Here is a 23,698-nt window from a genome sequence, read left to right on the forward strand (position 1 = left end):
CGCGCGTTGTGAGGTCAGCATGAGCACTGAGTCCAAACCTATTGTCGGGATAGCATTAGCTTCAGCAGGCTATGCCTGCTTTGCGCTACAGGACGCGATTGTAAAATGGCTCGTCGCTGATTACGCAGTGCCGCAAATCCTTTTCATGAGAAGTCTGGTTATTGTCCTGATAACTGGCGGATTAGCCTGGCATTTCCGCCATCCTTCAATATTTAAAAGTAAATACCGAGGAACACTGGTTCTTCGCGCAGCTTTAATGCTGTTGGCCTGGCTGCTTTTTTATAATGCTGCTCGATATTTAGGCCTTGCAGAGCTAACAACACTGTATTTTTCAGCACCCATAATGGTCATGTTCTTGTCGATTTTTATACTGAAAGAGAAGATCGGCACAGGACGCTGGATCGCTTGCATCGGTGGCTTCATTGGCGTTCTGATTGCGGCAAATCCAACGCATTCTCCAAATCTTATCCCAGCACTGATGTGTGTTGTGGCCGGTTTCTGCTGGGCTTTGAGCACGATTTTAATACGCCTTGTGAGCAGGACTGAAACAACACTGACCCAGATGTGGGCTACAAGCCTTTTGTTCGGAATTGCATGCGCTGTTTCCTTTCCATGGATCTGGAAAAACCCCGACGCAACTGGCTGGCTTTTAATGCTAGTATTGGGGCTGGTCGCAACCGTTGGGCAATATCTGCTTTATGAAGGTTTCCGTCATGCGCCCGCTTCCGCTCTTGCACCAACCGAGTTCTCGGCACTGATCTGGGCATTTATCTATGGCTATGTGCTCTGGGCAGAAATCCCCACCGAGAACGTTTTGATCGGCGCAGTATTGATTGTTTTTTCAAGCATGGTTTTGGTGGCTTGGGAGCGCCGTGCGGAACGTGCGGCGCAAGCCGGATAACCGTTTCTCGCGATGTGCTTAACAAGCAAGAACCAGCGCAAAACGCCGAGACAAAATAAAAACATTCACTTTGTACTCATATTTATTTAGTAAGAAAAGGCTTGATAGAGAATCGACGCGCATCTCGTTCAATATGCCGACATAACAACTTGAATTGCGTCAAAGCATCTCTCGTAAAGCTGTTATGGGACCAGTTCGAAAGCGTTATGATGAGTTTGAATTTGCTTCCATTTTTGATGGCACCGTCTTTTTTCGTCACGTCTGTTTTGACAGATAGTTCGGGGCGGTGAACTTTGTCGCTGGTTCTTAATTCGGTTTATGCATCGCAGCGCCAGTCCTTGCTTAGCACCGTATTTCGGATTGTCCGGGATGCACAAATTGCTGAAGACTTGGCGCAAGAGACATATATTCGTGCAAAACGAGCAATCGACAGCGCACCGATAGAGCATATCGAAGGCTATCTTCACCAGACAGCCCGCAATCTTGCCTTGGATTATCTCCGTCGCAAGAAGACGCGCAGCTCCGTAGAGAGTGAGACAACGGACCCATCCGTCATCAATGTTATTGCCAGTGATGTTATATCTATCGAAGACGCGATTATTGAGCGCCAGAAATTCCATCAGTTTAAGCACGCACTGGCTGGCTTACCGAAGCGGGCTCAGGCGGTACTGATACTCAGCCGAATAGATGAATGGCCTCAAGCGAAAATTGCTGAACATCTTGGTATATCGGAACGAACGGTATTTAATGATTTGAAATTGGCGCTTGGTCATTGCAGAGATATTTTACAACGATATGAAAAACCTTAGATCGTTTGGATTTGACCAATCATTTTGCCGGTTACAACAGCGTCAGGCGTCAAATGTATAAAGAGTGCTGCTGCACTGACTATGGGATGGCCTGAGTGGAACGTCGCGATACTGACAAGAATAAGGCTTCAGGTGAGACTTACGCTCATGACGACGCGGTTGTCGACGAAGCTTTGAATTGGTTTCTGAAGCTCAAAGACAGGCCGCAGGATGAACAGCTGCACAATGCTTTTGAAGCATGGCTGAATATGTCTCCAAATCATATTATCGAGTTTCGCAATATAGAGGATCTGTGGGGCTCGAAAGTGTTTCAGGCCGCAGTCGAAACCTTGCCGCAGTCAAGTGTAAGATCAAAACGGCGGCAACCATGGTTTGGCTTCAGAAATGTTGCCGTCGCCGCATCGCTTGCCGCAGTTATGGCTGTCGGTGCCATGCGTCTTCCAGACATGATGCTTTGGATGGAAGCTGACTACATGACTGCGACCGGCGAGATCCAGCAACAGAATTTACCGGATGGATCGTCGGTGTTACTCAACACCGGTTCTGCAATCAAATTTGACTTTGAGAATGGAAAACGCTTCGTCTCTGTTTTGAAAGGTGAAGCTTTCTTTGATGTCAAACACGATCCAGAGCACCCGTTTCGGGTTCAGAGCGCTTTTGGCAGCGTTGAAGTAAAGGGCACAGCCTTCTCCGTGAAGGAAGCGACAAACCACGTCGATGTGGTATTGGAGCGAGGACAAGTTGAGGTTCGTTGTGATTGCGAGCAAGGCGCAATGGCTCTTTTAAGACCGGGCGAAACAATCACATTAACGTCAGATTCACTCTCCGCAATCAAACCCATTGATGCGGAGCAAGCTCTGGCATGGCGAGATGGCCGCGTGATTTTTACAGACGTCGCGCTCTCGGACGTCCTCAGCGAGCTTAAACGTTATTATTCGGGCAAGATTTTTGTTGCAGACGACCGTATCAACCATTTGGTTGTAACTGGTAACTATCGCCTTGATAATATTGAGGGTGCGGTGCGGACGCTTGCTGATGCGGCAGGTGTCACCATGACCCGCATTCCAGGCGGAATTATAATTCTTCGCTAAATTCTCAAGTTTTTTTTCTGGTTCTCATTGTCTGCTGCGTCAAACCCTTTGAGAGCGGTGTTCGACGATCTGCGAACACCCACTGTAAGCATTAAGAGGGTATTGAAATGTCAATGTGGCGGGAACATTCTGGTTTGTCACGAAACTCTAACCGAACCGGTTCAAGACGGCTATCAACTGCATTGCTGATGGCATCAACAGTGGTCAGTTTAGTTTCTATGAGCGCAATGGGGCCAGCTCATGCACAAACAGGTCAGGCTTCCGGTGACATACAACAATCCCGCAGTTTTGAAATTGCTCCACAGCCTCTGTCATCCGCGATTAACAAATTCATCAGTCAAACCGGCTGGCAAATCAGCTACTCGTCAGAACTAGTCCGCGGAAAACAATCACAAGGCGTCAGTGGTCCGCTGACACCAGCGGCTGCGTTACAGCGACTTGTGGCTGGCACCGGGCTTGCAATCCGCATTGGAGCACCTGGCTCAGCAGCCTTGGTTGATCCTGCCCGATCAGCAATTAATACCAGCGCAGCCGATGGCACTCTTTTGCTGGATACCATTACGATTGCAGCAGGTGCAGGAGCTTCCGGGCTTACAGAAGGCAGCAATTCATATACGACATCAGAAGCAGGGATGCTGAAAGGTATCGAAAGCCTGCGTGAAACACCGCAGTCAGTCAGCGTCATTACGCGCAAGCAGATTGAGGACCAAAACCTCACCTCGCTGAGCGATGTGTTGAGCAAAACCAATGGCCTCACCCTGCAACGAGCCAGCAGTTCAGCGGGATCGTCGCTGGGCAACGATACCAATTTTTATTCACGCGGTTTTCAGGTCGGCAATATCCGTATCGACGGCGGTGCCGCGATGGACACTGTTCTGAACGGATTTGGATCGATCAGCGGCATTGATATGGCGCAGTATGATCATGTTGAGTTTCTGCGTGGAATTGATGGTCTCTATTCCAGCACTGGTGATCCAGGTGGCACAGTTAATCTCGTCCGCAAGCGCGCCAAGGCTGAAAAGCAGACAACCTTCTCAACAAGTGCGGGTAGCTGGAACAATTATCGCGTTGAGGCAGATACCACCGGCGCTTTAAATGAAGATGGCACTATCCGGGGCCGTGTTGGGGCCGCATATCAAGATCAAAAATATTTCTACGAAACCGCAAAAATGCGAAATGGTCTGGTTCATGGTTCTCTCGAATTTGACCTCACGCCTGATACACTTCTGATCTTGGGCGGCAGTTATAAGAAGACAGATGGAAAGCCTGATTTTGCGGGCCTTCCCCGCTATAGCAATGGCGCTGATCTTGGTCTCTCGCGCAAAACATCACTGATCCCTGACTGGTCGTATACGCACGATACCTCAACCGAACTTTACACACGGCTTGAGCATAATTTTAATGAGAACTGGGCTGTGAACGCCAATGTTCTTTATTCACGCATGAAGCGTGATCACAGTGGAGCTTATGTATTTGGTGGCGTTGATGCTGCGACGGGTGCCGGAGGCTATCTCTATAGCTTCCCTGAAACCAATGTCATGAACCGCATCGCCGCCGATATTAATATCAAAGGCAATGTCGAGGCATTTGGTCAAGAGCACACACTCCTGTTTGGTACGGACTATCAGCGCGGCAAAGCTGATTCTGAGCAATATACTGGGTATCTTGGCTACCCAATGGATGTATTTAATCCAGTATTCCCAGATGAGAACCTGCCAGCGTCTCCACTCAAGGATAGCTATTACACGACGGAAAAACAGTCATTCTACGGAATGGCACGCTTCGGCATCGTCGACGGTTTGCACTTGATAGCGGGCGGCAGGCTATCGAACTATTCATATAAGAGTGAATCTTGGGAAACTAACGGAACCGGCTATGTGCAGGGTTTACGCCATCTCAAAGAGAAAAATGTTTTCACGCCTTACGTTGGGTTGACTTACGACGTAACCGACAACTGGACGGCCTATGGTAGCTATGCGGAAACATACAAACCGCAATATATGTATCGTGCTGGCCCTCTGCCAGGAACACCACTTGATGCCGTAGAAGCCAAGAATTATGAGTTGGGTATCAAGGGCGAAATCCTTGGTGGTCTAGCAAACACATCCCTTGCACTTTATCGTATCGAACAAACTGGCGCAGCAGTTGAGAACCCAGACTACCCATTGAGCTATGGCGCATTTATCTGCTGCTATCTCAATCAGGGCAAAGTTGTTAGTGAAGGATTTGAGGCCGAGATCTCTGGCGAAGTTCTGTCAGGACTACAGCTTTCCGCAGGTTATACTTACAATCAGAATTCTGACAAAGATCAAAACCGTTCATACAGCACCATTACACCGAAACACATGTTTAAGCTGTGGTCGACCTATAAACTGCCAGGCAAGCTGGAGGGGTTAACCCTCGGCGGTGGCGTGGTTGCACAGAGCAAAACATTCGTTCGTGGTAGTGCAGTAACCTACAATCCGGATAGCGGCAAGTGGGATGGTGCCTCAGTACCGTTTGAATTTACCCAGTCGGGATACTCAGTCTGGAGCACGCGTATCGACTACGAAATAAGGCCAGACTTGAATATAGCACTCAACGTCAACAATATTTTCGATAAGAAATATTATTCGACAGTTGGCTCCAGCTCGACGGGGAATTTTTATGGGGAACCACGCAGCTTTACTGTATCTCTAAGTGGCAAATTCTAAAATGTACTGCTAACACAATGTGTAAGCGAGCATAGCGTAACTTGAAAATGATGATATCGTTTTGCAGCCTGAGAAACAGTGCTTCTGGCTGCAAAACCAAGACAGGTGGTGAATTTGAGAACTACATTTTCACGCTTTATAGGTGTTTTACTGCTTCTTGTCGGACTGGCGCTTAATCCAGCCTTCGCGGTAGAAACCAATCATCCGCGCACTGTCAATCATGCGCTTGGCACGACTGAAATCCCTTCTGATCCAAAGCGCATTATAACACTCGGCTGGAGTGGTGAAGATGCGGTACTCGCATTGGGCAAAGTACCAATCGCGATGATGCATTATGGCCTGTTTGAAAGTGGTGTTTCCCCTTGGAATGAAATTAAGCTTAGCAACGATAAGCCAGTCTTTATCCATGCAGGACCATTAGACTTTGAATCCATCGCAGCATTGAAACCTGATCTTATCCTTGGCATCTATTCCGGCATTGACGCAGTTGCATATAAGCGGCTTTCTGCAATTGCACCGACAGTCGTTTATCGCTCCGGTCCGTGGCAAGCCGATTGGCGAGAGCAGACGACATTAACAGGTGAAGCGCTCGGCCAGACCGAATTGGCATCGCAACTCATTGATCAAACGAACAAGTACCTGCGAGAACTTGGTGGACAGCATCCCGATCTGAAAGGCAAGAGCTTTATTTTCGGCACCTATTTTGCGGGCAGCAACAGTGTCGTAGTTTATCTTCCTGCTGACCCACGTGTGCAGGCGCTAACGGAACTGGGTCTGAAAATTCCAGATGGTGTTGAGGTTCTAGGTCAAACTCACAAAGGTGATTTTTCAACCTCTGTAAGCCTTGAGAATATCGGTAGTATCGACGCTGATATTCTTATCATGTGGTATAGGGACGGAGCACGAGAGGCCGCCGAAGCCCAACCTTTGTTTACAGCGCTTAATGCTGTGAAGCGGGGCTCTTACGTACCACTTGAAGATCCGGTTTCGGTCTGGTCTACATCAGCATTAAGTGTTCTTTCGATTCCTTACGGGTTTTCCAAATTTGTGCCGCATCTGGCTGAGGCTGCACGCAAAGCGGAGCAGCAATAATGATGCATGACGACACACATAATCACGAGGCCCACTCAGACGATCATGATCACCACGATCACCACCATGATGAAGATGATGGCCATCATCACGATCCCTATGTGGAAGACTACTTTTTGGGCGAAGCGATAGGCGTTGAACGCTTATCGCCATCCCTCATCCGGGTTGTTCTAAAGATCATGGACGGAGAGCGCCTGATCCCATCAGGACATGCGGATGAATGGGTGCGACTTGCGCTACGGCCTGATGCAGACACACCAGTTACGCTGCCGGTTCTGATGGAAGACGGGAAATGGGGCAGACCTGATGGCTCGCAGCATTGTCCGAACCGTCCTTATACGATCCGCCGCTGGGATGTATCACGCTGCGAGATGACCATTGATATTGTTGTGCATGAGGGCGGGGTTGCTGCAGGCTGGGCGATGTCCGCCAAAGTTGGCGATGTGGTTGGCATTTGTAACCCCGAAGGCCGGTTATGGATTCCCAAGGGCAGCAGCTGGATTTTAATGCTGACTGACATTACCGGTCTGCCTGCGGTTGGCCGTGTTCTCGAAGAACTGCCTGACGGTTTTGAAGCGATTGTGCATGTAGAAGTGCCGCTTGATGAAGACAGGCAAGAACTGACGACACAGGCCAATGCCAGCATTCACTGGCATGTCTGCCATGGTCCGAAAGCTGAACGTCCGGGCTATACCGAACTGCCACGCATTGCTCAGACTATCGACCACCTGCCGGAAGGTCCAGGTTATATCTATATCGCGGGTGAAGCACGTGCGGTATCTGATTGCCGCAAGCATTTCCGCGACACCCTTGGCTTTGACAAAAAGCGAATTGATGCAATCGGTTATTGGATTGAAGGACAAGCGCGGGTTTAATGGTCTCGTAGTGGTGTTTGCGGATGCACGCAAACACCCACCCCCACATATTTTTAAATAGCAGTTTAGGCGCTTTCTCTTTTCACCACATCATACCCGATATCGATGATGGAATTGCTTACACCTGCTCCCGAAACACGATGGATGATAAGTTCCATACTTCTCTCACCCATCTCATGGGCATTGGGTTGAATAGTCGAAAGACCTGGTGTGATTTCTGAAGCGATTTCATAGTCCCCCCATCCTGTTACCGCCAGACGATCAGGGACTTTCCAGCCAAGACGCGTACACTCGAAAATTACGCCCGCCGCAACGATATCCGTGGGGCAAATGACCCCATCAATATCTGGATCAATAAGACGCAATGCCTCCAGGGCTTTCGGGCCAGCGCCAAATCCATCCGCTTCATCGACAAAGCAAATGCGATGAGTGTCTAAACCTGCTGCCAGAACAGTTTCTGTAAATGCAGGCAAGCGATCACTATACCGACGCGCAGACGTGCTACCATATCCAACAAACCCGATACGTTGACAGCCTCGCTCAATTAAAAGCTGTGTCATCGACCGCGTTGCATCAGTCATGGAATAACCAACTGCCATATCAAGCGGATTTTCAGTCACCCAGCTCTCGACGACAGGTGTTTGAGTTTTGTTGATGAGATCGATAGCCTCTTGCGAATGCTGGTTCCCGACCAGCGCAATGCCAGCGACACGTAAGCCGATGAAAGTCTGAATTGCGGCAGTTTCATCTTCTTTGGTTTCCGCAAGCTTCAGGATCAGTTCATAACCGCTCTCCGCTGCACGATCCTGCATGCCGCGAACATATTTATAAAAGCTCGAATTTTTCATAGAAGGAATAACAGCTCCAATCACACGGCTTTGTCCTGACGACAAAATACCCGCTGAATGATTGGGGACATAACCAAGTTCGGCTGCAACCTGAAAAACGCGAAGTCGCGTTTCTTCCAACACCCGCTCAGGATATCGGAACGAATTTGATACAGTCATAGGTGATACACCAGCGGCTTTTGCAACCGACTGCATCGTTATAAGAATTTTGCTGCGAACAAGGTTATTCATGATTGACGCACAAATTATTGCCACAAAACTTCATTATCAAGGTTTTATATACTCTTAAATTCAAATTCAGAAGAAAACCCATCCTTGACCAAAACTGCATAAACATTGATTGTAGCGCTACAATATATTGCAGTTTTTGGAAATGTATATGATCTTTGGATTGGGTGAGAGGGCAGATCGCGAGATGCCCTTATGAGCAATAATGCCGACAATGGAGCCAGCGCACTGGTGCTGCAAGCTGTTACCAAACGGTACGGCTCGGCTATCGCCGTCGATAATCTTGATCTGACGATTGAAACGGGCAAACTTGTGTCACTGCTTGGCCCATCAGGATGCGGAAAAACTACCACCTTGCGTATGGTAGCCGGTTTTGAGTGTGCAGATTCAGGTTCTATCCGCATAGGTAATGCCGATGTAACGACACTCCCACCGCATCGCCGCCAACTCGGCATGGTATTTCAAAACTACAGCCTGTTTCCCCATCGAACGGTCGCCGAGAATATCGGTTTTGGTCTGAAAATGCAGGGACTTGCTCGTGCTGCACGCGATGAGCGCATCAAATCGATGCTTGACCTTATCCAGCTGTCAGGTCGTGGTGATACCTACCCTTCGCAACTCTCTGGTGGTCAGCAGCAACGTGTAGCGCTCGCTCGATCCCTTGTTGTCAACCCAAAGGTTCTTTTGCTTGATGAACCACTGAGCGCACTCGACAAATCTTTGCGCGAAAGCATGCAGTTTGAAATTCGCGCGATGCAAGCGCGTCTTGGCATCACCACTTTGCTGGTCACACACGATCAGGAAGAAGCGCTGTCTATGGCCGATCAGGTCGCAGTTATGAAAAGCGGTCGAATTCTCCAGCTCGGCACGCCGGGAGACATTTATGACCGGCCACGCAGCCGTTTTGTCGCCGAATTTCTTGGTGCTTCAAACATATTCGAAGGCACAACATCGCAAGATGGTACTGCGCTGCTTTTGGCAGATGGTCAGAGTAAAATTAGCATTCCGCTTGCCGTTCCTCAGCTTGCTGGAACGTCGCTGATCCTATCAATCCGCCCTGAACGTATTGTTCCGCTGAATAAGGGTGAAGGACTGCTTGAGGGCCGCGTTGTTGGCGCAGTTTTCCGAGGGAATTATGCTGCGTATCAGGTCGACATTCCGGCTTTGCGCCGGGAAATCGTTATCTACAGGCAGGCTGAAAGCAGTCTCGGTGAACTGGCCTATCATCTTAATCAAGACATTACGCTGGGCTGGAAACCGCAGGATGCGGTCGTCGTAGAGCCAGAATAATTGGAAGACCAGACTATGCAGAAGAACGGCGCACGTATCGGCATTGATGTCGGCGGAACATTCACCGATTTTGTTCTGTTCGATCCCAACGGAAAAAAACTAATTCATTACAAAGAACCATCAACACCCGATGATCCGTCAAGGGCGCTGATTATCGGATTGCAGTCGCTACTGCAAAAAGCCGAACTTCAGGCTGACGATATCGACACGCTGATGCACGGCACGACAATTGGCCTGAACGCAATCATTCAGCGTCGTGGCGCCAAAATCGCGCTGATTGTCAGTGAAGGCTATCGTGACATTCTGGAAATCGCGCGCAGCCGAATGCCCTCCTCCTTTGATTTTCATGCCAGCAAAGAAGAACCGTTGGTGCCGCGGCATCGCATCATTGAAATTGGTGCAAGACTATCGGCTAAAGGTGACGTCACGCAATTCGCCGATGAAGCCGCTATCAGTGATATCGCAAAAGGGTTAAAGGCGCTTGACGTTGAAGCTGCAGCACTGGTGCTAATCAACGGCTATACCAATCCAGCAATCGAACGCGAGCTTTCTGAGAAAATCTCCGAGAAAGCCGGAGGACTTCCGGTCACCTCTGCCGCAGCAATCTGGCCAGAAATCCGCGAATATGAGCGCACGCTCGTCGCCTGTCTCAACGCCTATATTCAACCGCTTATGGGCCACTATTTTGATGGTCTGAAAGATGGTCTGGCCCGCGACGGTGTGACTGCGCCTATATTGGTGACGGCATCCAATGGCGGTTCGCTTAGCCTCGGATCGGCACAAGAGCGTCCAGTCGAGACAATTCTTTCCGGACCTGCTTCAGGCGTCATGGCTGCTGCGCGGCTTGCCAAGGCTGCGAAAGTCCGTTCGATTATCACGTTCGATATGGGAGGCACTTCCTCCGACATCGCAGTAGCTCAGGATGGTGCCGCGCAACTGGCAACGAAAACCGATATTGGCGGACTTCCTCTCGTGCTGCCGGTTGTCGATGTTTCGGCAATTGGTGCAGGCGGCGGCTCGATTGTCTGGGTGGATGATCATGGTGTCCTTAAAGTCGGGCCGCGTAGCGCAGGAGCCATGCCGGGGCCAGTTTCTTACGGTCGCGGTGGCACCGAACCAGCAGTTACCGATTGCTATCTAACGCTGGGCTACATCGACCCAATGGGCTTCCTCGGCGGTCGTATGGGGCTCGATAGTCAGGCCGCGCAGGAAGCCTTGGCACAAATTGGTCATAGCATCGGCTTTAATGGCGACGAGGCCGCAGCGAAAGCCGCAGAGGGAGCGCTTGCAGTAACCACCGCAGGCATGGCCACTGAACTCTACAAAACACTTGCTTCGCGCGGCCTTGATCCAGCAAGTTTTGCTCTGGTGCCATTTGGCGGCGCGGGGCCAACCCATGCCAATCTACTTGCTGAAGAAGTCGGCATTTCTCACATTATCATTCCACCTGCAGCAGGCACCTTTTGCGCACTTGGGGCCGCTGCGGCCGATCTGCGTCGTGATTTCGTACGCAGCCTGCGCCGCTCGCTCGACAATGAAAGTGCTGCTTTGCTTGCTGAAACATTTACTGCACTTCAGACCGAAGGCAGCAAATGGCTTGATGAGGAAGGCGAACAGAGTAGCGGACGGTTTTTCGACAGAGCCGCCGATATGCGTTACGTCGGTCAGGCCTATGAACTTCGTGTGGCACTCAACGCAGTTTCCACTGATCCACACTCAATCGCCGAGGCATTCCACCGTGAACATGAGCGAATTTACGGCTTCCGCGATACGCAGGCAGAAGTAGAACTTGGCACCGTGCGTCTCGCGGTCATTGGTATTACGCCTGAGCTTAGCGCGCCGGAAATTGCAACAGGTACAGGCGACCCAAAACCCAAAGCCTCCCGCTCACTGTTTCATAAGGGCGCATGGCTTGATGCAGCGATTTTCAACCGTAATGCGCTTGGCGCGGGAGACCAGATAAACGGCCCTGCCATTATTGAACAGGATGACACAACCACCATCCTGCTGCCTGACTGGATCGCTCGCTGCGATACGTCAGGAAATCTGCATCTTGAAAGGCTGACCAAATGAAACTCGATCCGGTCACACTCGCCATTCTTGGCAATAAGCTTGCAGCCATCAGCGAAGAGATGTGCCTTACGTTACAGCGCACTGGCCGCACTCTCTATGTTAAAGAAACGGCTGACTTTGCCTGTGCGCTGGCAGGACTCGACGGGCGTTTTTTTGCCTATCCGCGTTCAATAGGGGTTTCCGGATTTGTGGGACTTGAATGCGGGCCAACGATCAATGCCGTTGGACCACTGGAACCGGGTGATGTCATTCTGACCAACGATCCTTATCGGTCCGAAGGTCTTGCAACCCATTTGCCTGATCTGCACATGATCGAACCCTATTTCCACGAGGGCCGTATTGTCGCCTATGGTTGGTGCTTTGTGCATTGCTCAGATGTCGGCGGACGTGTGCCTTCGAGTATCTCTCCCATCAATACAGAAATCTTTCAGGAAGGTTTGCGCATCCCGCCCGTCAAGCTTATGAAGCGCGGTGAAATATCACTGGAAGTTAAGCTTTTTCTTGATGCAAACAGCCGCACACCAGAAGCCAATATGGGTGACATTCGTGCAATGCTTGCAGCGCTGAGCGCCGGTCGCCGCCGCTTTGAACAGGCAATCGCTCAACATGGTGTGGATGCGGTCGCGACCGCAAGCACAGACCTTGTTTCCTATGCATCCGAAAAGGCACATGCGGTGCTGCGCAAAGTACCAGCCGGGACTTATGCCTTCTCGGACTATCTCGACGATGATGCTACCGGAAAGCTGCCGGTTCGGATTGCGCTGCACGTTACTTTTGAAGATGGAAAGGTCCATCTCGATTTCACGGGAACTGATCCACAAGTCGCAACCGCGATGAATATTCCTTCACGCGGCAGGCCTCATGCATGGCTCACGCTTCGTGTGCTCGCACTGGTCAACACGCTTGATGCAACTGTTCCGCTCAATGTCGGGCTGCTTGATCCGGTGCGCATCACGGCACCTGAAGGAACGCTTGTTAATCCGCAAGAACCTGCCGCGACAGGTGTTCGCCATGCAGCAGCCATTCGTGTCAACGACGCACTCAACGGTGCTTTCGGTCAGGCCCTGCCAAACATAATGCCCGCGGCATCGTCCGGCACCGTTATCCCGGTGGTTATGGCGGAACCCGATGGCAAAGGCGGTCGTCGCGTTCAGGTCATTGAACCGATGATCGGCGGCACTGGCGCGCGCAACGGACACGACGGCGTGGATGGTCGCGATAGCGGCATCTCAAACCTTGCCAATAATCCCGTTGAAACAGTTGAGGCCGAACTCGGCATTGAAATCTTGCGCTATGCGCTTCGCCCGGATTCAGGTGGTGCCGGAAAATGGCGCGGCGGATGTGGTATGGAACTGACTTTCCGCATCCTGACCGATGATAGCAATGTACTCGGCCGTGGAATGGAGCGTCTGTTGTTCCGACCATGGGGCACTCACGGTGGGCAAGCGGGACTACCCGGCGAACTGATCGTTAATCGCGGAAAGCCGGACGAACAAAAGCTCGGTAAAATTGATGTCCTGACCGTTAACACAGGCGACACAGTAACATTTCTGACGCCCGGCGCAGGTGGCTGGGGAAATCCGTTTGAACGAGAGCCCGTGGCTGTCATGCGTGATGTTAAAGACGGTTTTGTCTCGGATAAAGCCGCCCTCACCTCCTATGGCATCGTTATCAAGGACGGCCAGCTGGATGACGCTGCAACCATTCAGCACCGTGCAACGCTATCTAAAGCAACGGCAATTGATGGTCGCGGACCAGAGCGGCAGCAATGGGATGAGGTCTTTGAACCATCATTGATGGATCAGCTAAACCACGCGTTAATTGCGCTCCCGGCGACCGTGCGACAGCGCCGTCGCACCCAAGTTTTCCAGACCGTGCTTGCACAATTGCCGGATGGGTTCCCGCGCATCAATGCAACACAAAACGCTACTTCAGCTGCCCGAGCAAAGCTTGCAATAGAAGTTGAAAATTTACTCGAAAATATCTGACATATTCTGATCGGAGAACCGAAATGCCTATTTTGACAAGACGCAGCTTCCTCGGCTCCGGCGCTATGCTGGGTCTGGGCCTCACCACCGGCAATCTGCCTCGCTTTGCCCATGCGCAGAGCGCACAAGAAATTACAGTGACTGCTTTTGGCGGCGTATGGGAAGAGGCCATCCGCAGTTGTTTTGTTGCGCCATTTGAAGCCAAATCAGGTGCAAAGGCAAATGTCGCGCTCGGTGGCCCACCACAATGGCTGGCGCAGATCGAAGCCGCCCCGCAGAAGCCGCCGCTGGATGTGTTAATCATGACACCGGATCTCGCTCTCACTGCTGCTAAAGCTGGTTTGGTCGATGAATTCACCCTCGAAAAACTGCCCAATCTGGCAAAGATTCCGCAGGAGTTGACTGACTCAGTTGAGAGCAAAGGGACGCTGTTCGATTACGGTGTTGCAGGCATTACATACAACAAAGATCGCGTGAAAAACCCGCCAAAATCATTCGCTGAATTTGTTGATCGTGTCGCCAGCGGTGAATTTGTCGCTTCGATTCCATCGATCAGCTATGCAGTCACCCCTATCATGCTCATTTGGGCAATGGCAAAAGCTCTAGGTGGCGGTGTGGAGAATGTCGATCCATTCTTTAAAGCCGTTGAGAAGATGAAAGATAATCTCATCTACTGGGCAAGCCCGAACGACTTTTTCAACCACTTGTCCTCCGGTGAAGCCGATATTGGCATCTACTTTGATGGTCGCACGTGGAACCATTATGATGCTGGCGCAACTTGGATTGACTTCATCAATCCAGCAGAAGGCGGATCGCTTAATGGGCTTGCCGTGCAGAAGCCGAAAAATGCCAACCCACTGGCATGGGATTATATCAACGAAGTTCTTGATGCCGCAAACCAGACCAAGTTTGCCGACATTATGAATTACGGTGTGACCAATGTTGCCGTAGTTTACAGCGAAAAGCTGAAGCCGCGCATCACGCCATGGCAGAAAACAGCTTTCCCGCCTTACGAGCAGATCGCTGAAGTTCGCAATGAATGGGTTGATCGCTGGAACCGCGAAATCGGTCAGTAATCCTCTGCATTGGCGTTTTCGGAGTAGAAATATGAACCAGACTACATCACCAGAAACTGTTGCCGCAAAGGGGCTGGCCTTGCCGGGCTGGCTCCTTGCCCTGCCCGCTTTGGTCTTTCTGCTGGTCTTTTTTGTACTTCCGCTTTTTGACAACAGCATCCGCAGCTTTGTGAATGCTGAAGGTGGCCTGACGTTCGCTCGTTATATCACGCTGTTAAGCGATCCTTTTTACCTGCGCATTATTGGCGAAACGCTTTTGCTTTCCGGCGGCGTGACGCTGATATGTGTGGTGATTGGCTATCCTGTTGCGTATTTTCTGGTGCGCAAAGCTGGCCGATGGGCGAGCCTCATCGTATTTTTGCTGATCGCACCGCTTCTGACATCCATTATTATGCGGACATTCGGCTGGCAGGTTCTGTTTGCTCGTCGGGGCCTCATCAACAACTTGCTGGTAGACCAGCTTGGTATCATTTCAGCACCGCTGCGTTTCACCAATTCGCCTGAAATCACTATAGCCGCTTTGGTGCATGTGCTTGTCCCATTCATGGTTCTATCTATCAGCACTGTGCTCCAAGGGATTGATCGCCGGCTGGAAGAATCCGCTAAAATTCTGGGTGCAGGTCGGCTGCGTACATTCTGGGAAATAACCTTGCCGCTTTCCCTCGACGGCATCGGCACTGGTGCAATTCTGGTATTCATGATCGCCAATGGCAGCTTCGTGACACTGGTAATGTTGGGTGGCGGTCTGCAAACCTTGCCACTGATGATCTATCAGCAGTTTAACACGACACGGAATTTTGGCATGGCCAGTGCAATGAGTACAATCCTGCTGGTGATAGCCATTGCTTGTCTCTTCCTGCAACTTCGCCTCGTGCGACAACGGGGAGCCTGAGAACTTGAAGATACTTCATAAAGATTGGGCAGGAATTGCCCTCACCACTTTCGTGATCGCATTCTTCATTTTCATGTTGGCACCCATTCTGGTTGTCGTCGTGGTGTCCTTCACGTCAGCGGGCTATGTTTCGTTCCCAATCCCCGGCTGGTCGCTGAAATGGTTTGCAAATATTTTTGCCTATCAGCCTTTTGTAGATGCGATAATCGTAAGTCTTAAAATAGGCCTGGGAGCAACTGTGCTTTCCAGCCTGATCGGCATCCCAGCATGTCTCTATCTTGCAAGATCCCGTGCCGGATGGGCCAATGCTATCATGACTTTCCTGCTGTCCCCTTTATCGATGCCGATGATCGTCATCGGCTTCGCTTCGCTGTTTTTCATGAGCTGGCTAGGACTTGGTATTTCATTTACAGCACTGCTCATCACCCACACAGTTGTTTGTCTGCCTTATGTGGTGCGAACCGTCGCCGGTGTTTATGGTAGTCTGCCACGGCGCTTTGAAGAAGCAGCTGCTATTCTCGGTGCCAATCCATTGCAGGTTTTCTGGCATGTGACACTGCCATTGATACGCCCGGGAGTGATGGCTGGGTCGCTGTTCTCATTCCTGACATCGTTCGACAATCTGCCAGTCAGCTACTTTTTCGCAAGCGCACAAACAAACACCCTGCCAGTTGTGATGCTCAGCTATCTTGAGCACCAGTTTGATCCAACAATTGCAGCACTAAGTACGCTACAACTTTTCATGGCAATTGTTACACTGCTCATTGTAGACCGCATTTATGGCATCCGTAAAATGACCGTAGCAGCGTAATTTCCGTTGCAAACAGCCAGACCAGACACTCGAAGGAATCCTCATGCCTCGCGCTGCCGTTATTCAGCTCTTTCACGAAGCCAATGCGTTCACTCCGGTTTGGGCAAATTACGAAGGGTTTCTGTCTGCACAATATTTTCGCGGCGAAGACGTCAGGCGTGAATTTGGATCAACGAGCAACTGGCTTGGTGGAGTCACCGAAGCACTCGATGAAGCGGGGTATGACGTCCAATATGGCATCTGCACCGGATGTCTGCCGGGTGGAACACTGGAAACAGAAAGCTATCACCGGCTGGTTTCAGAGATCATTCAATCACTTAAAGATATTGTTGCAGCTGGCCCAGTAGATATTGTGGCGCTCTTGCTGCATGGTGCTTTGGTGGTTGATGGCGTTGCTACACCCGAAACCGATCTTGCACGAAAAGTTCGCGCAATCGTCGGGCCAAATGTTCGTATAGCCGTCCCACTCGATTTTCATGCTAATGTCGAGCCACTGCTTCCTCATGTGGTGGATGTAATTATTGGCGGCAAATTATATCCACATGCTGATACGCACGCGCGCGGCAAGAAGCTGATGCAGTTGGCACTTGATCCGGTGAGCTGGAAAACCCGACGCTTCCGTCTGCCCGTGGCTGCTCCCATGAGCGCACAAACAAGCGATGCAGAACCGTTTAAAGGCCTGGTTGTGCTGTCAGATGAAATTGAGCAGCGCACTGGTCTTGCTGATGTGGTGGTTATGGGGGGATTTCCTTACGTAGACTCTGATGAGGTTGGGAGTTCTGTCCTTATAACAGGAACTAGCGATGAGGCTATGAAGCAAGCCTATCGCGACATGGCTGAAGTGATATGGGAAAACCGGGAAGCGATTACCAAGCCAGCGCCTTCATTTGAAGAATCCGCAACTGAGATCTATGCGCGTGCCACAAAGGGCCGTGTCGTGATTGGCGATGCGGGTGATAACCCCGGCTCTGGCGGAGTTGCTAATGTCGCCGATATTTTTGCGAGCCTTTCGGCGCAGGACCTGCCCTTTGCTGCAGGCTTCATGGTTGATGGTGATGCTGTTTTGACGGCGCAGGCAATTGGCGAAGGCAATCGCGGTACGGTTGCTATGGGTCGCCTCCAAAATGGTGAACCATTTGTCGTTGATGCATTCATAGAGCGCGTCACTGAAGTGCGTTATCGCAATGAAGGCGCCAACTTGCATGGCGAATTATTGGAAGGTGGTTTGGGCGCAGTCCTGCGGATTGGCGAGCATGGCCATATCGTGCTCGTTACAGAGCGTATCCAGGCTTATGACACACAAGCTTTTCGCAGCCTTGGGATAAACCTTGAAAGCAAGGCGATTATCCACGTTAAGTCGAGCAACCATTTCCGCACGTCATTTACGCCATTGGCGGAGCAAGGCGTCTTTGTCGTCGATAGCGGTGGTTTCGCTTCAACGGATGCTACCAAGTTTCCGTTTACCAAGCGCGCAACCCGCATTCTTCCGCTGGCACCACTCGACAAAAGTGAGTGGGACCGTCAAGTCGCTGAAGAATGCGAGATCGCATTTCAGTCTTTATGAAGCGTAGTCTTTGACGACCTCACCACCCTTGATGACAAGTCGCAGGTGATCAGCAAAGGTTTCCAGAGTGCCTTTATCAAGTGGATTGGCTGAGAGGATATTGAGATCGGCGCGGTAATTTTCTTTTACGAAGCCAATTTCATTCTCAAGACGCACGAGTTCTGCCGCCGTACTTGTTGCCGCGCGTAGCAGATCAAGTGGTGGAACAACATCTGCGCGCAGTGCAAATTCATGCAATTGGCGAGAATGCATTGGTCCGATCAGATCGGTGCCATATGCCATGGAAACACCCGCACGATAGGCAAGCTCCACCGCATAAAGACCAGAGTCTAACACCAGCTTGATCTTGTCCATCCGATCTTTGGGAAAGCCGCTTTCAGCGCCCACTTCAGCCAGCGCGCGGAAGCATGAAAGTGTTGGTGTCAAGAAACTCCCAGCCTGTTTCATCAGCGCGACAGTCTCTTCATCGAGCAAATTGCCATGCTCAATTGAGCGGACGCCGTTGCGTACCGCCCGTGCGACTGAGCGTGCAGTATAAGTATGCGATACGACATAGAGATCAGCCATATTAGCCTCATCCACGATCGCTGCAATTTCATCTTCAGAGAACTGATCCGATGTGATGCGGTCGGTTGGCGAAGAAATGCCACCATTAGCCATGATCTTGATGTGGTGCGCGCCGCGCCTGATCTCATCGCGCGCGGCGCGACGAACCTCATCAACACCATCGCAACGGCGACCAAGGCTCACCTGCGCATAGGTTTCATCGGTCCGATCCACGCCCATCGCGCGATGATCGCCATGACCACCACTGGCCGAAAGCGCCTTGCCCCCATAAAGAAGCCTTGGCCCTGAAATCAGCCCTTCTTCGACCGACTGTGCAAGGCCAAAATCCGCGCCGCCAACATCGCGTACGGTCGTAAAGCCGCGCGAAAGCATTCCATCAAGCACCTGTGCCGCACGCGCTGCAACATACATAGGTGACTGACGCGGTAGCTCGCCCAGATTGGCGGTATAGGCTGTGGCATGGACATGGGCGTCAATCAGTCCCGGAATAACAAAAGCTCCTTTGAGATCAATCCGGTTCGCCTCACCCCTCGAAAGCTTGCCGGTGTCAATTTCACGGATAAAACCGCTTTCCAGAATGAGGTTTTGATCGGCGTGAATAGCTCCGCTTTCAACGTCGACAACATTGGCATTTTCAAGGATTGTAATCACTGTAGTCTTTTCCTGTCAGAAAACTTGGAAACGGCAAAAGCCGGACTGCTTATCAGCCCGGCTTTTGTTTGTTGGTTTGGCTTATTTTTCTGACCAGCCAACGCGATTGAGAAAGAGGTTCTCATTTGGCAAAGGCGTAAACTCTGCATTCTTTGCCGCGCCATAAAGCACCGAAGCCTGATAAAGCGGGATGATGTAATTTTCGGCAGCGACGATTTCATGCACTGACTTATAGAGTTCGAGACGACGTTCCGGGTCAATGACGGTTCGCGCTTTATCAAGTGCCTTGTCCAGACGATCATCCTTGATCGTTGACCAACTACTAGAAGAGTGCAGAAGTGGATAGAGCGTGCCATCGGCATCCTGACAGCCGCAACTCCAGCGCCCGAAAGCTGCCGACGGGATAGTGTCAGAGCCGGATTGCATCTGCTGCATCCAATTGCCCATATCGGTTGTGACAATTTTCACATTGAGGCCGACATCGTTGAGCATCTGCTGGATTGCCTGAACCACACGCTGATCGTAGGTCGGCGTGGTAAGCAGGGTGATCTCAGTTTTAGCGGCGTCGCCAACTTCGGCAATCAGCTCTTTAGCCTTTTCAGGATTGTATTCCGGTGCTTTGATGCCTTCGACATAGCCAAAAGATACCGGTGACGTCAGTTCATCAATCGGTGCATCGTAACCACCCAAAATACCTTCGACGATGCCTTGCTTATCAATCGCATGAGCAACTGCCAGACGAATGCGCGGATCATCAAGCGGCGCTTTGTTGATATTGAGCGAGAAGAATGCAATGCGCTCTCCGCGCACCGGCAAAACTTTACCCTGTCCCGACGCTTCTAACTGGGCTGCAAGATCATTGTCGAGATTGCTTGCAAGGTCGGTTGTTCCCGCCTGCAAATTGGCGATGCGCGTCGAGCCATCCGGCACGGCACGGAATGCAACTTTCGGAAACTCACCCTTTTTGCCCCAATAATCGTCGTTGCGATTGAGTAAGACTTCGACGCCACGGTTCCAGCTCTCGAGCTTATATGGGCCTGAGCCCACCGGCTTGATGTTGAACTCATCTTTACTGACAGCCTCAACGACATGCTTCGGCACGATGGAAAGCTTGGTTAGTTGAGCGAGCAGCACTGGATATGGACCCTTTGTCGTAACAACAACGGTGGAGTTATCCTTGGCAATGGCATCAGTAATTTGATTAAACTGGCCGATCTGCGGGCTGGCAAAAGCGGGATCAATAATACGTTTGATGCTGAACGCGACATCTTCAGCCGTCAGTGGTTTACCATCATGGAATTTCACATCATCGCGGATTTTAAACTCGATCTCTGCATCAGAGAGATATTTCCACTCAGTAGCGATTTGCGGCGAGATCTCGCCTTTATCGTCGCGTGTCAGCAGATTATCAAAAATGTTGCGGTAGACGTTAAAGCTATCAGTATTCCACTGCACATGCGGATCAAGTGAGCTTGGTTCAGCAATGAAATCCACCGACAGCACGTCTTTAGCATTAGCGTTGTACGGTTGAGCGGCAAGCGTCGTTGCTGCCAGCATTGCTGCAAAAAGTGCGTTTCTAAAGCGCATCAATATATCTCCATTAGGTTCCCCGACTTTTCGGTTCAATGCGGCATTATGCAAATCAGGCCGGATATTTGACATCTCAGTTTCTATATTTGCAATATTAATATTGAATAGTGTCACCTTCTAAAAATCGACGCAACTGGAGGACATTCTAAATCTTTGCTCAATTGAAAAATGTCATTTCATTTTCACACGTGAAAGAGAAACAGTTGATTTATAATAATTGTAGAGGCAACATACACTTGTTTCCTCTTGAGCGCGATATGGAGATAAATTCTTCACTTCAGCGATTGGGAACGGAAAATACGTTCTTTTCTTTGGCCTAAAGAGATTTCAAAATATGCAACTGAGAGGTCAGTTATAAATGTTGGATAATGATGCCTACACGTCTCCTGTATCGCTGGAAGGCAAAGGAGATCTGGCAGAAAAGGCACTGCGAAGTGCAATTGTGAATTGTGTTCTGGCACCGGGAGAGCGGCTGTCGGAATCCGCACTTGCAAATGAATTTGCGCTTGGACGCGGTGCTTTGCGTGCAGCACTTGCGCGCCTTAAAGCAAGCGGGCTTGTTTCATCTTCGGCGCGGAGCGGTTGGGTTGTCACGCCAATTTCTGCGGGAGAAATTCGCGAGCTAAGCGCAGCAAGACGGCACCTTGAGCCTTTGCTTTTTGCGGCCGTACTCGATGAGGCTTCTATCCAACGGCTGACCGCGCTTGGTGAAATGCATTCTGCACTCACGCAGCGCAATGAACTTGGGGGCGACATTCTTCCGACAATCCGTCGCTACGAGCGCGAGATATTGGAGTTATTGGCTGCAAGGCTCAACATGCCGATTGTTTCTGGCTGGCTGACCGACCTTTGGGATCGCGCGGTAAGACTGGTCAATTTTTTTGAGAAGACGGGCCGAGTGAAGCTCATCCCTGCCAATCGTTCACTGTTGATCAGCGCGATTATCGAGGGACGCAAGAGCGAGGCTCTTGAATTATTCGGCACTGCCAACACAGCGCTCGAAACCTATCTGCTCGACCGCTTCCTTGAATCCGAAGCTATGGTCGGCACGAAACCTGTCCGCCGCAATGCAGGCAAAAGCAAAACTGAAAAACAAACACGTTCAGAAGCAAACTTAGAGAAACCAGGGGCATTATAGATATGAAAGTAGCGAGCCGTTCGATCCGTTCCGCCATTGCAGGCCTCATTCTGGCCTGTTCACCGCTGACCATGACCGCAGCCTTTGCAAAGGATCAGCTGGTCATTGATCTCGTGAACGAACCATCCTCGCTTGATCCACATAAGCAGTGGAACCCGGACAGCTACTACGTTTACCGTAACATTTTTGACAATCTGGTTACCCGCACAGACGATGGCGAGATTGCACCGCAGATTGCGACCGAATGGAAATATAATTCCGATAGTGAGATCGTCTTTAAATTGCGCGACGACGTTAAGTTTCATGACGGCTCGCCACTAACTGCTAAAGACGTTGCCTTCAGCATCAACCGCATCATCAATCCTGCTTTCGCCAGCCCGCAGCTCGGTCAGTTCAACAAAATTGTATCAGCTGAAGCTTCAGGCGATCACGAAGTGACCGTGAAAACGGATGGTGCTTATCCGGCATTGCTTGCACAGCTTGTAAAGCTGTCAATCGTCCCTGAAAAAGTCGTTGAAGCAAAAGGTGACGATGCCTTCAATGCGGCACCTGTTGGTTCTGGTCCTTATAAATTTGTAAACTGGCAGCGCGGTGTATCCGTTGCGCTTGAGCGCAATGACGATTACTGGGGCGAAAAAGGCGCTTTCAAAACCGCTGAATTCCGCGCCGTTCCTGATGCCGCGACCCGCATCGCCAATCTGCAATCTGGCACCACTGATCTCGCTGTTGGCCTTGATGCCGACCTTGCAACTCAGATTGAAGGTTCGGCCAATGCCAAACCTTTATCCGTTCTGACCGAGCGTGTTGGCTATATAAAACTCAATCCGAACCTGCCGCCTTTTGATGATAAGCGCGTTCGCGAAGCTGTAGCCCGCGCAATCGACAAGGAAGCCATTACCGAAGGTCTGCTCGGTGGGGTCGATAAGCCCGTTGCACAAATGGTGACGCCATCGCATTTTGGTTACGTCGAAGGCATTGAGGGATATGCTTATGACCTCGAAAAGGCAAAACAGCTGATCAAAGATGCTGGCGCAACTGGTAAGGCTGTCAGCTTCGCGACCGCCCCTACATTCGATCAGCGCATCGTACAGGCCGTCGCCCAAATGGTTGGCGAAACGGGGCTAACGGTTAACATCGAAACCACAGATATGGCAACGTATCTCAAGCGTGCGCAAAGCGAGCCGGCAAGCCAGCCCGCCATTGCATTTGGGCGCTGGTCTTGCGCCTGTCAGGATGCCGATGGTGTGCTTTTCCCGCTCCTGCACTCGTCCAGTTCCTGGTCGTCAACCAACAATCCTGAAATCAATAAGGCGCTGGAAGCCGCACGCGGCACGCTCGATGAAAAAACCCGCCTTGAAAACTATAAGACCGTCAGCAGTTTCGTTGCCGAAGACGTGCCGCTTGTGCCGCTTTATCAGGCAGCAATTATTTACGGCGCGGCAAAGCAGCTTGAGTGGAAGCCAACAGCCAATGAAAGCCTCTTCCTGAATCGCATGAGCTGGCAGGACTAGAGTGCATCCC

Annotated in this window: 18 protein-coding genes; 15 read left to right on the plus strand and 3 right to left on the minus strand. The window is 50.9% G+C overall.

Features of this window, described 5'->3' with window-relative positions; translation table 11 throughout:
- Positions 1-19 precede the first annotated feature (19 nt).
- The 6 genes from J2782_RS20895 (at position 20) to J2782_RS20920 (ending at position 7,461) form a co-directional block, all read left to right on the plus strand.
- A complete protein-coding gene (locus tag J2782_RS20895; RefSeq protein ID WP_310015971.1) occupies positions 20-901 on the plus strand; it encodes a DMT family transporter in 882 nt (293 codons plus the stop codon).
- 293 nt (positions 902-1,194) lie between these two features.
- Positions 1,195-1,710: an RNA polymerase sigma factor gene (locus J2782_RS20900; RefSeq protein WP_310015972.1), complete on the plus strand. Its 516-nt coding sequence runs from the start codon at positions 1,195-1,197 to the stop codon at positions 1,708-1,710.
- A gap of 95 nt (positions 1,711-1,805) precedes the next feature.
- The gene (locus J2782_RS20905; RefSeq protein WP_310015973.1) at positions 1,806-2,801 is read left to right on the plus strand and encodes a FecR family protein; all 996 of its coding nucleotides are present in this window, start codon (positions 1,806-1,808) and stop codon (positions 2,799-2,801) included.
- 227 nt (positions 2,802-3,028) lie between these two features.
- Complete coding sequence (locus J2782_RS20910) at positions 3,029-5,494, plus strand: TonB-dependent siderophore receptor (RefSeq protein WP_310015974.1); 2,466 nt, start codon at positions 3,029-3,031, stop codon at positions 5,492-5,494.
- 114 nt (positions 5,495-5,608) lie between these two features.
- A complete protein-coding gene (locus J2782_RS20915; protein ID WP_310015975.1) occupies positions 5,609-6,586 on the plus strand; it encodes an iron-siderophore ABC transporter substrate-binding protein in 978 nt (325 codons plus the stop codon).
- On the plus strand, positions 6,586-7,461 hold the full coding sequence (locus tag J2782_RS20920; protein WP_310015976.1) for a siderophore-interacting protein: 876 nt from the start codon (positions 6,586-6,588) through the stop codon (positions 7,459-7,461). Before J2782_RS20915 ends, J2782_RS20920 begins: the two co-directional genes overlap by 1 nt.
- 65 nt (positions 7,462-7,526) lie before the next feature.
- On the opposite strand, the gene J2782_RS20925 is transcribed toward J2782_RS20920, so the two are convergent.
- Complete coding sequence (locus J2782_RS20925; RefSeq protein ID WP_310015977.1) at positions 7,527-8,540, minus strand: LacI family DNA-binding transcriptional regulator; 1,014 nt, start codon at positions 8,538-8,540, stop codon at positions 7,527-7,529.
- Between the two features lie 192 nt (positions 8,541-8,732).
- Here J2782_RS20925 and J2782_RS20930 point away from each other — a divergent pair, with 192 nt between their 5' ends.
- Genes J2782_RS20930 through J2782_RS20960 form a run of 7 tightly spaced genes read left to right on the plus strand, consistent with a single transcriptional unit; the run spans position 8,733 to position 18,231 of the window.
- Positions 8,733-9,827 carry an ABC transporter ATP-binding protein gene (locus J2782_RS20930; protein WP_310015978.1) on the plus strand — a complete coding sequence of 365 codons (1,095 nt, stop codon included), beginning with the start codon at positions 8,733-8,735 and terminating at the stop codon, positions 9,825-9,827.
- Positions 9,828-9,842: 15 nt separating this feature from the next.
- The gene (locus J2782_RS20935; RefSeq protein ID WP_310015979.1) at positions 9,843-11,900 is read left to right on the plus strand and encodes a hydantoinase/oxoprolinase family protein; all 2,058 of its coding nucleotides are present in this window, start codon (positions 9,843-9,845) and stop codon (positions 11,898-11,900) included.
- Positions 11,897-13,888: a hydantoinase B/oxoprolinase family protein gene (locus J2782_RS20940; RefSeq protein WP_310015980.1), complete on the plus strand. Its 1,992-nt coding sequence runs from the start codon at positions 11,897-11,899 to the stop codon at positions 13,886-13,888. The genes J2782_RS20935 and J2782_RS20940 overlap by 4 nt, the downstream gene beginning before the upstream one ends.
- A gap of 23 nt (positions 13,889-13,911) precedes the next feature.
- A complete protein-coding gene (locus tag J2782_RS20945) occupies positions 13,912-14,964 on the plus strand; it encodes an extracellular solute-binding protein (protein ID WP_310015981.1) in 1,053 nt (350 codons plus the stop codon).
- Between the two features lie 31 nt (positions 14,965-14,995).
- Positions 14,996-15,856: an ABC transporter permease gene (locus J2782_RS20950; protein WP_310015982.1), complete on the plus strand. Its 861-nt coding sequence runs from the start codon at positions 14,996-14,998 to the stop codon at positions 15,854-15,856.
- Between the two features lie 4 nt (positions 15,857-15,860).
- Positions 15,861-16,667, plus strand: a complete 807-nt coding sequence (locus J2782_RS20955) for an ABC transporter permease (RefSeq protein WP_310015983.1) — start codon at positions 15,861-15,863, stop codon at positions 16,665-16,667.
- 43 nt (positions 16,668-16,710) lie between these two features.
- On the plus strand, positions 16,711-18,231 hold the full coding sequence (locus tag J2782_RS20960; protein ID WP_310015984.1) for a M81 family metallopeptidase: 1,521 nt from the start codon (positions 16,711-16,713) through the stop codon (positions 18,229-18,231).
- Here J2782_RS20960 and J2782_RS20965 read toward each other — a convergent pair.
- On the minus strand, positions 18,226-19,449 hold the full coding sequence (locus J2782_RS20965; protein ID WP_310015985.1) for a metal-dependent hydrolase family protein: 1,224 nt from the start codon (positions 19,447-19,449) through the stop codon (positions 18,226-18,228). The two genes, J2782_RS20960 and J2782_RS20965, sit on opposite strands and share 6 nt — an antisense overlap.
- An 81-nt stretch (positions 19,450-19,530) precedes the next feature.
- Positions 19,531-21,036 carry an ABC transporter substrate-binding protein gene (locus J2782_RS20970; RefSeq protein WP_310015986.1) on the minus strand — a complete coding sequence of 502 codons (1,506 nt, stop codon included), beginning with the start codon at positions 21,034-21,036 and terminating at the stop codon, positions 19,531-19,533.
- A 361-nt stretch (positions 21,037-21,397) separates the two neighbouring features.
- Between J2782_RS20970 and J2782_RS20975 the strand changes: the two genes are divergently transcribed.
- Both J2782_RS20975 and J2782_RS20980 read left to right on the plus strand, forming a co-directional pair.
- Entirely contained in the window at positions 21,398-22,177 is a 780-nt protein-coding gene (locus tag J2782_RS20975; protein ID WP_310015987.1) for a GntR family transcriptional regulator, read from the plus strand.
- Positions 22,178-22,179: 2 nt separating this feature from the next.
- The gene (locus tag J2782_RS20980) at positions 22,180-23,688 is read left to right on the plus strand and encodes an ABC transporter substrate-binding protein (RefSeq protein WP_310015988.1); all 1,509 of its coding nucleotides are present in this window, start codon (positions 22,180-22,182) and stop codon (positions 23,686-23,688) included.
- Positions 23,689-23,698 lie beyond the last annotated feature (10 nt).

The sequence above is a fragment of the Brucella pseudogrignonensis genome (genome assembly GCF_031454375.1).
Classification (GTDB): Bacteria; Pseudomonadota; Alphaproteobacteria; order Rhizobiales; family Rhizobiaceae; genus Brucella; species Brucella pseudogrignonensis_A.

What these genes read in the sequence shown, in the direction of transcription:
- J2782_RS20895 (WP_310015971.1), top strand. Translation starts at nt 20, where the DNA reads ATGAGCACTGAGTCCAAACCTATTGTCGGGATAGCATTAGCTTCAGCA.
- J2782_RS20910 (WP_310015974.1), top strand. Translation starts at nt 3,029, where the DNA reads ATGGGGCCAGCTCATGCACAAACAGGTCAGGCTTCCGGTGACATACAA.
- J2782_RS20920 (WP_310015976.1), top strand. Translation starts at nt 6,586, where the DNA reads ATGATGCATGACGACACACATAATCACGAGGCCCACTCAGACGATCAT.
- J2782_RS20925 (WP_310015977.1), bottom strand. Translation starts at nt 8,540, where the DNA reads ATGAATAACCTTGTTCGCAGCAAAATTCTTATAACGATGCAGTCGGTT.
- J2782_RS20930 (WP_310015978.1), top strand. Translation starts at nt 8,733, where the DNA reads ATGAGCAATAATGCCGACAATGGAGCCAGCGCACTGGTGCTGCAAGCT.
- J2782_RS20935 (WP_310015979.1), top strand. Translation starts at nt 9,843, where the DNA reads ATGCAGAAGAACGGCGCACGTATCGGCATTGATGTCGGCGGAACATTC.
- J2782_RS20940 (WP_310015980.1), top strand. Translation starts at nt 11,897, where the DNA reads ATGAAACTCGATCCGGTCACACTCGCCATTCTTGGCAATAAGCTTGCA.
- J2782_RS20945 (WP_310015981.1), top strand. Translation starts at nt 13,912, where the DNA reads ATGCCTATTTTGACAAGACGCAGCTTCCTCGGCTCCGGCGCTATGCTG.
- J2782_RS20950 (WP_310015982.1), top strand. Translation starts at nt 14,996, where the DNA reads ATGAACCAGACTACATCACCAGAAACTGTTGCCGCAAAGGGGCTGGCC.
- J2782_RS20960 (WP_310015984.1), top strand. Translation starts at nt 16,711, where the DNA reads ATGCCTCGCGCTGCCGTTATTCAGCTCTTTCACGAAGCCAATGCGTTC.
- J2782_RS20970 (WP_310015986.1), bottom strand. Translation starts at nt 21,036, where the DNA reads ATGCGCTTTAGAAACGCACTTTTTGCAGCAATGCTGGCAGCAACGACG.
- J2782_RS20975 (WP_310015987.1), top strand. Translation starts at nt 21,398, where the DNA reads ATGTTGGATAATGATGCCTACACGTCTCCTGTATCGCTGGAAGGCAAA.
- J2782_RS20980 (WP_310015988.1), top strand. Translation starts at nt 22,180, where the DNA reads ATGAAAGTAGCGAGCCGTTCGATCCGTTCCGCCATTGCAGGCCTCATT.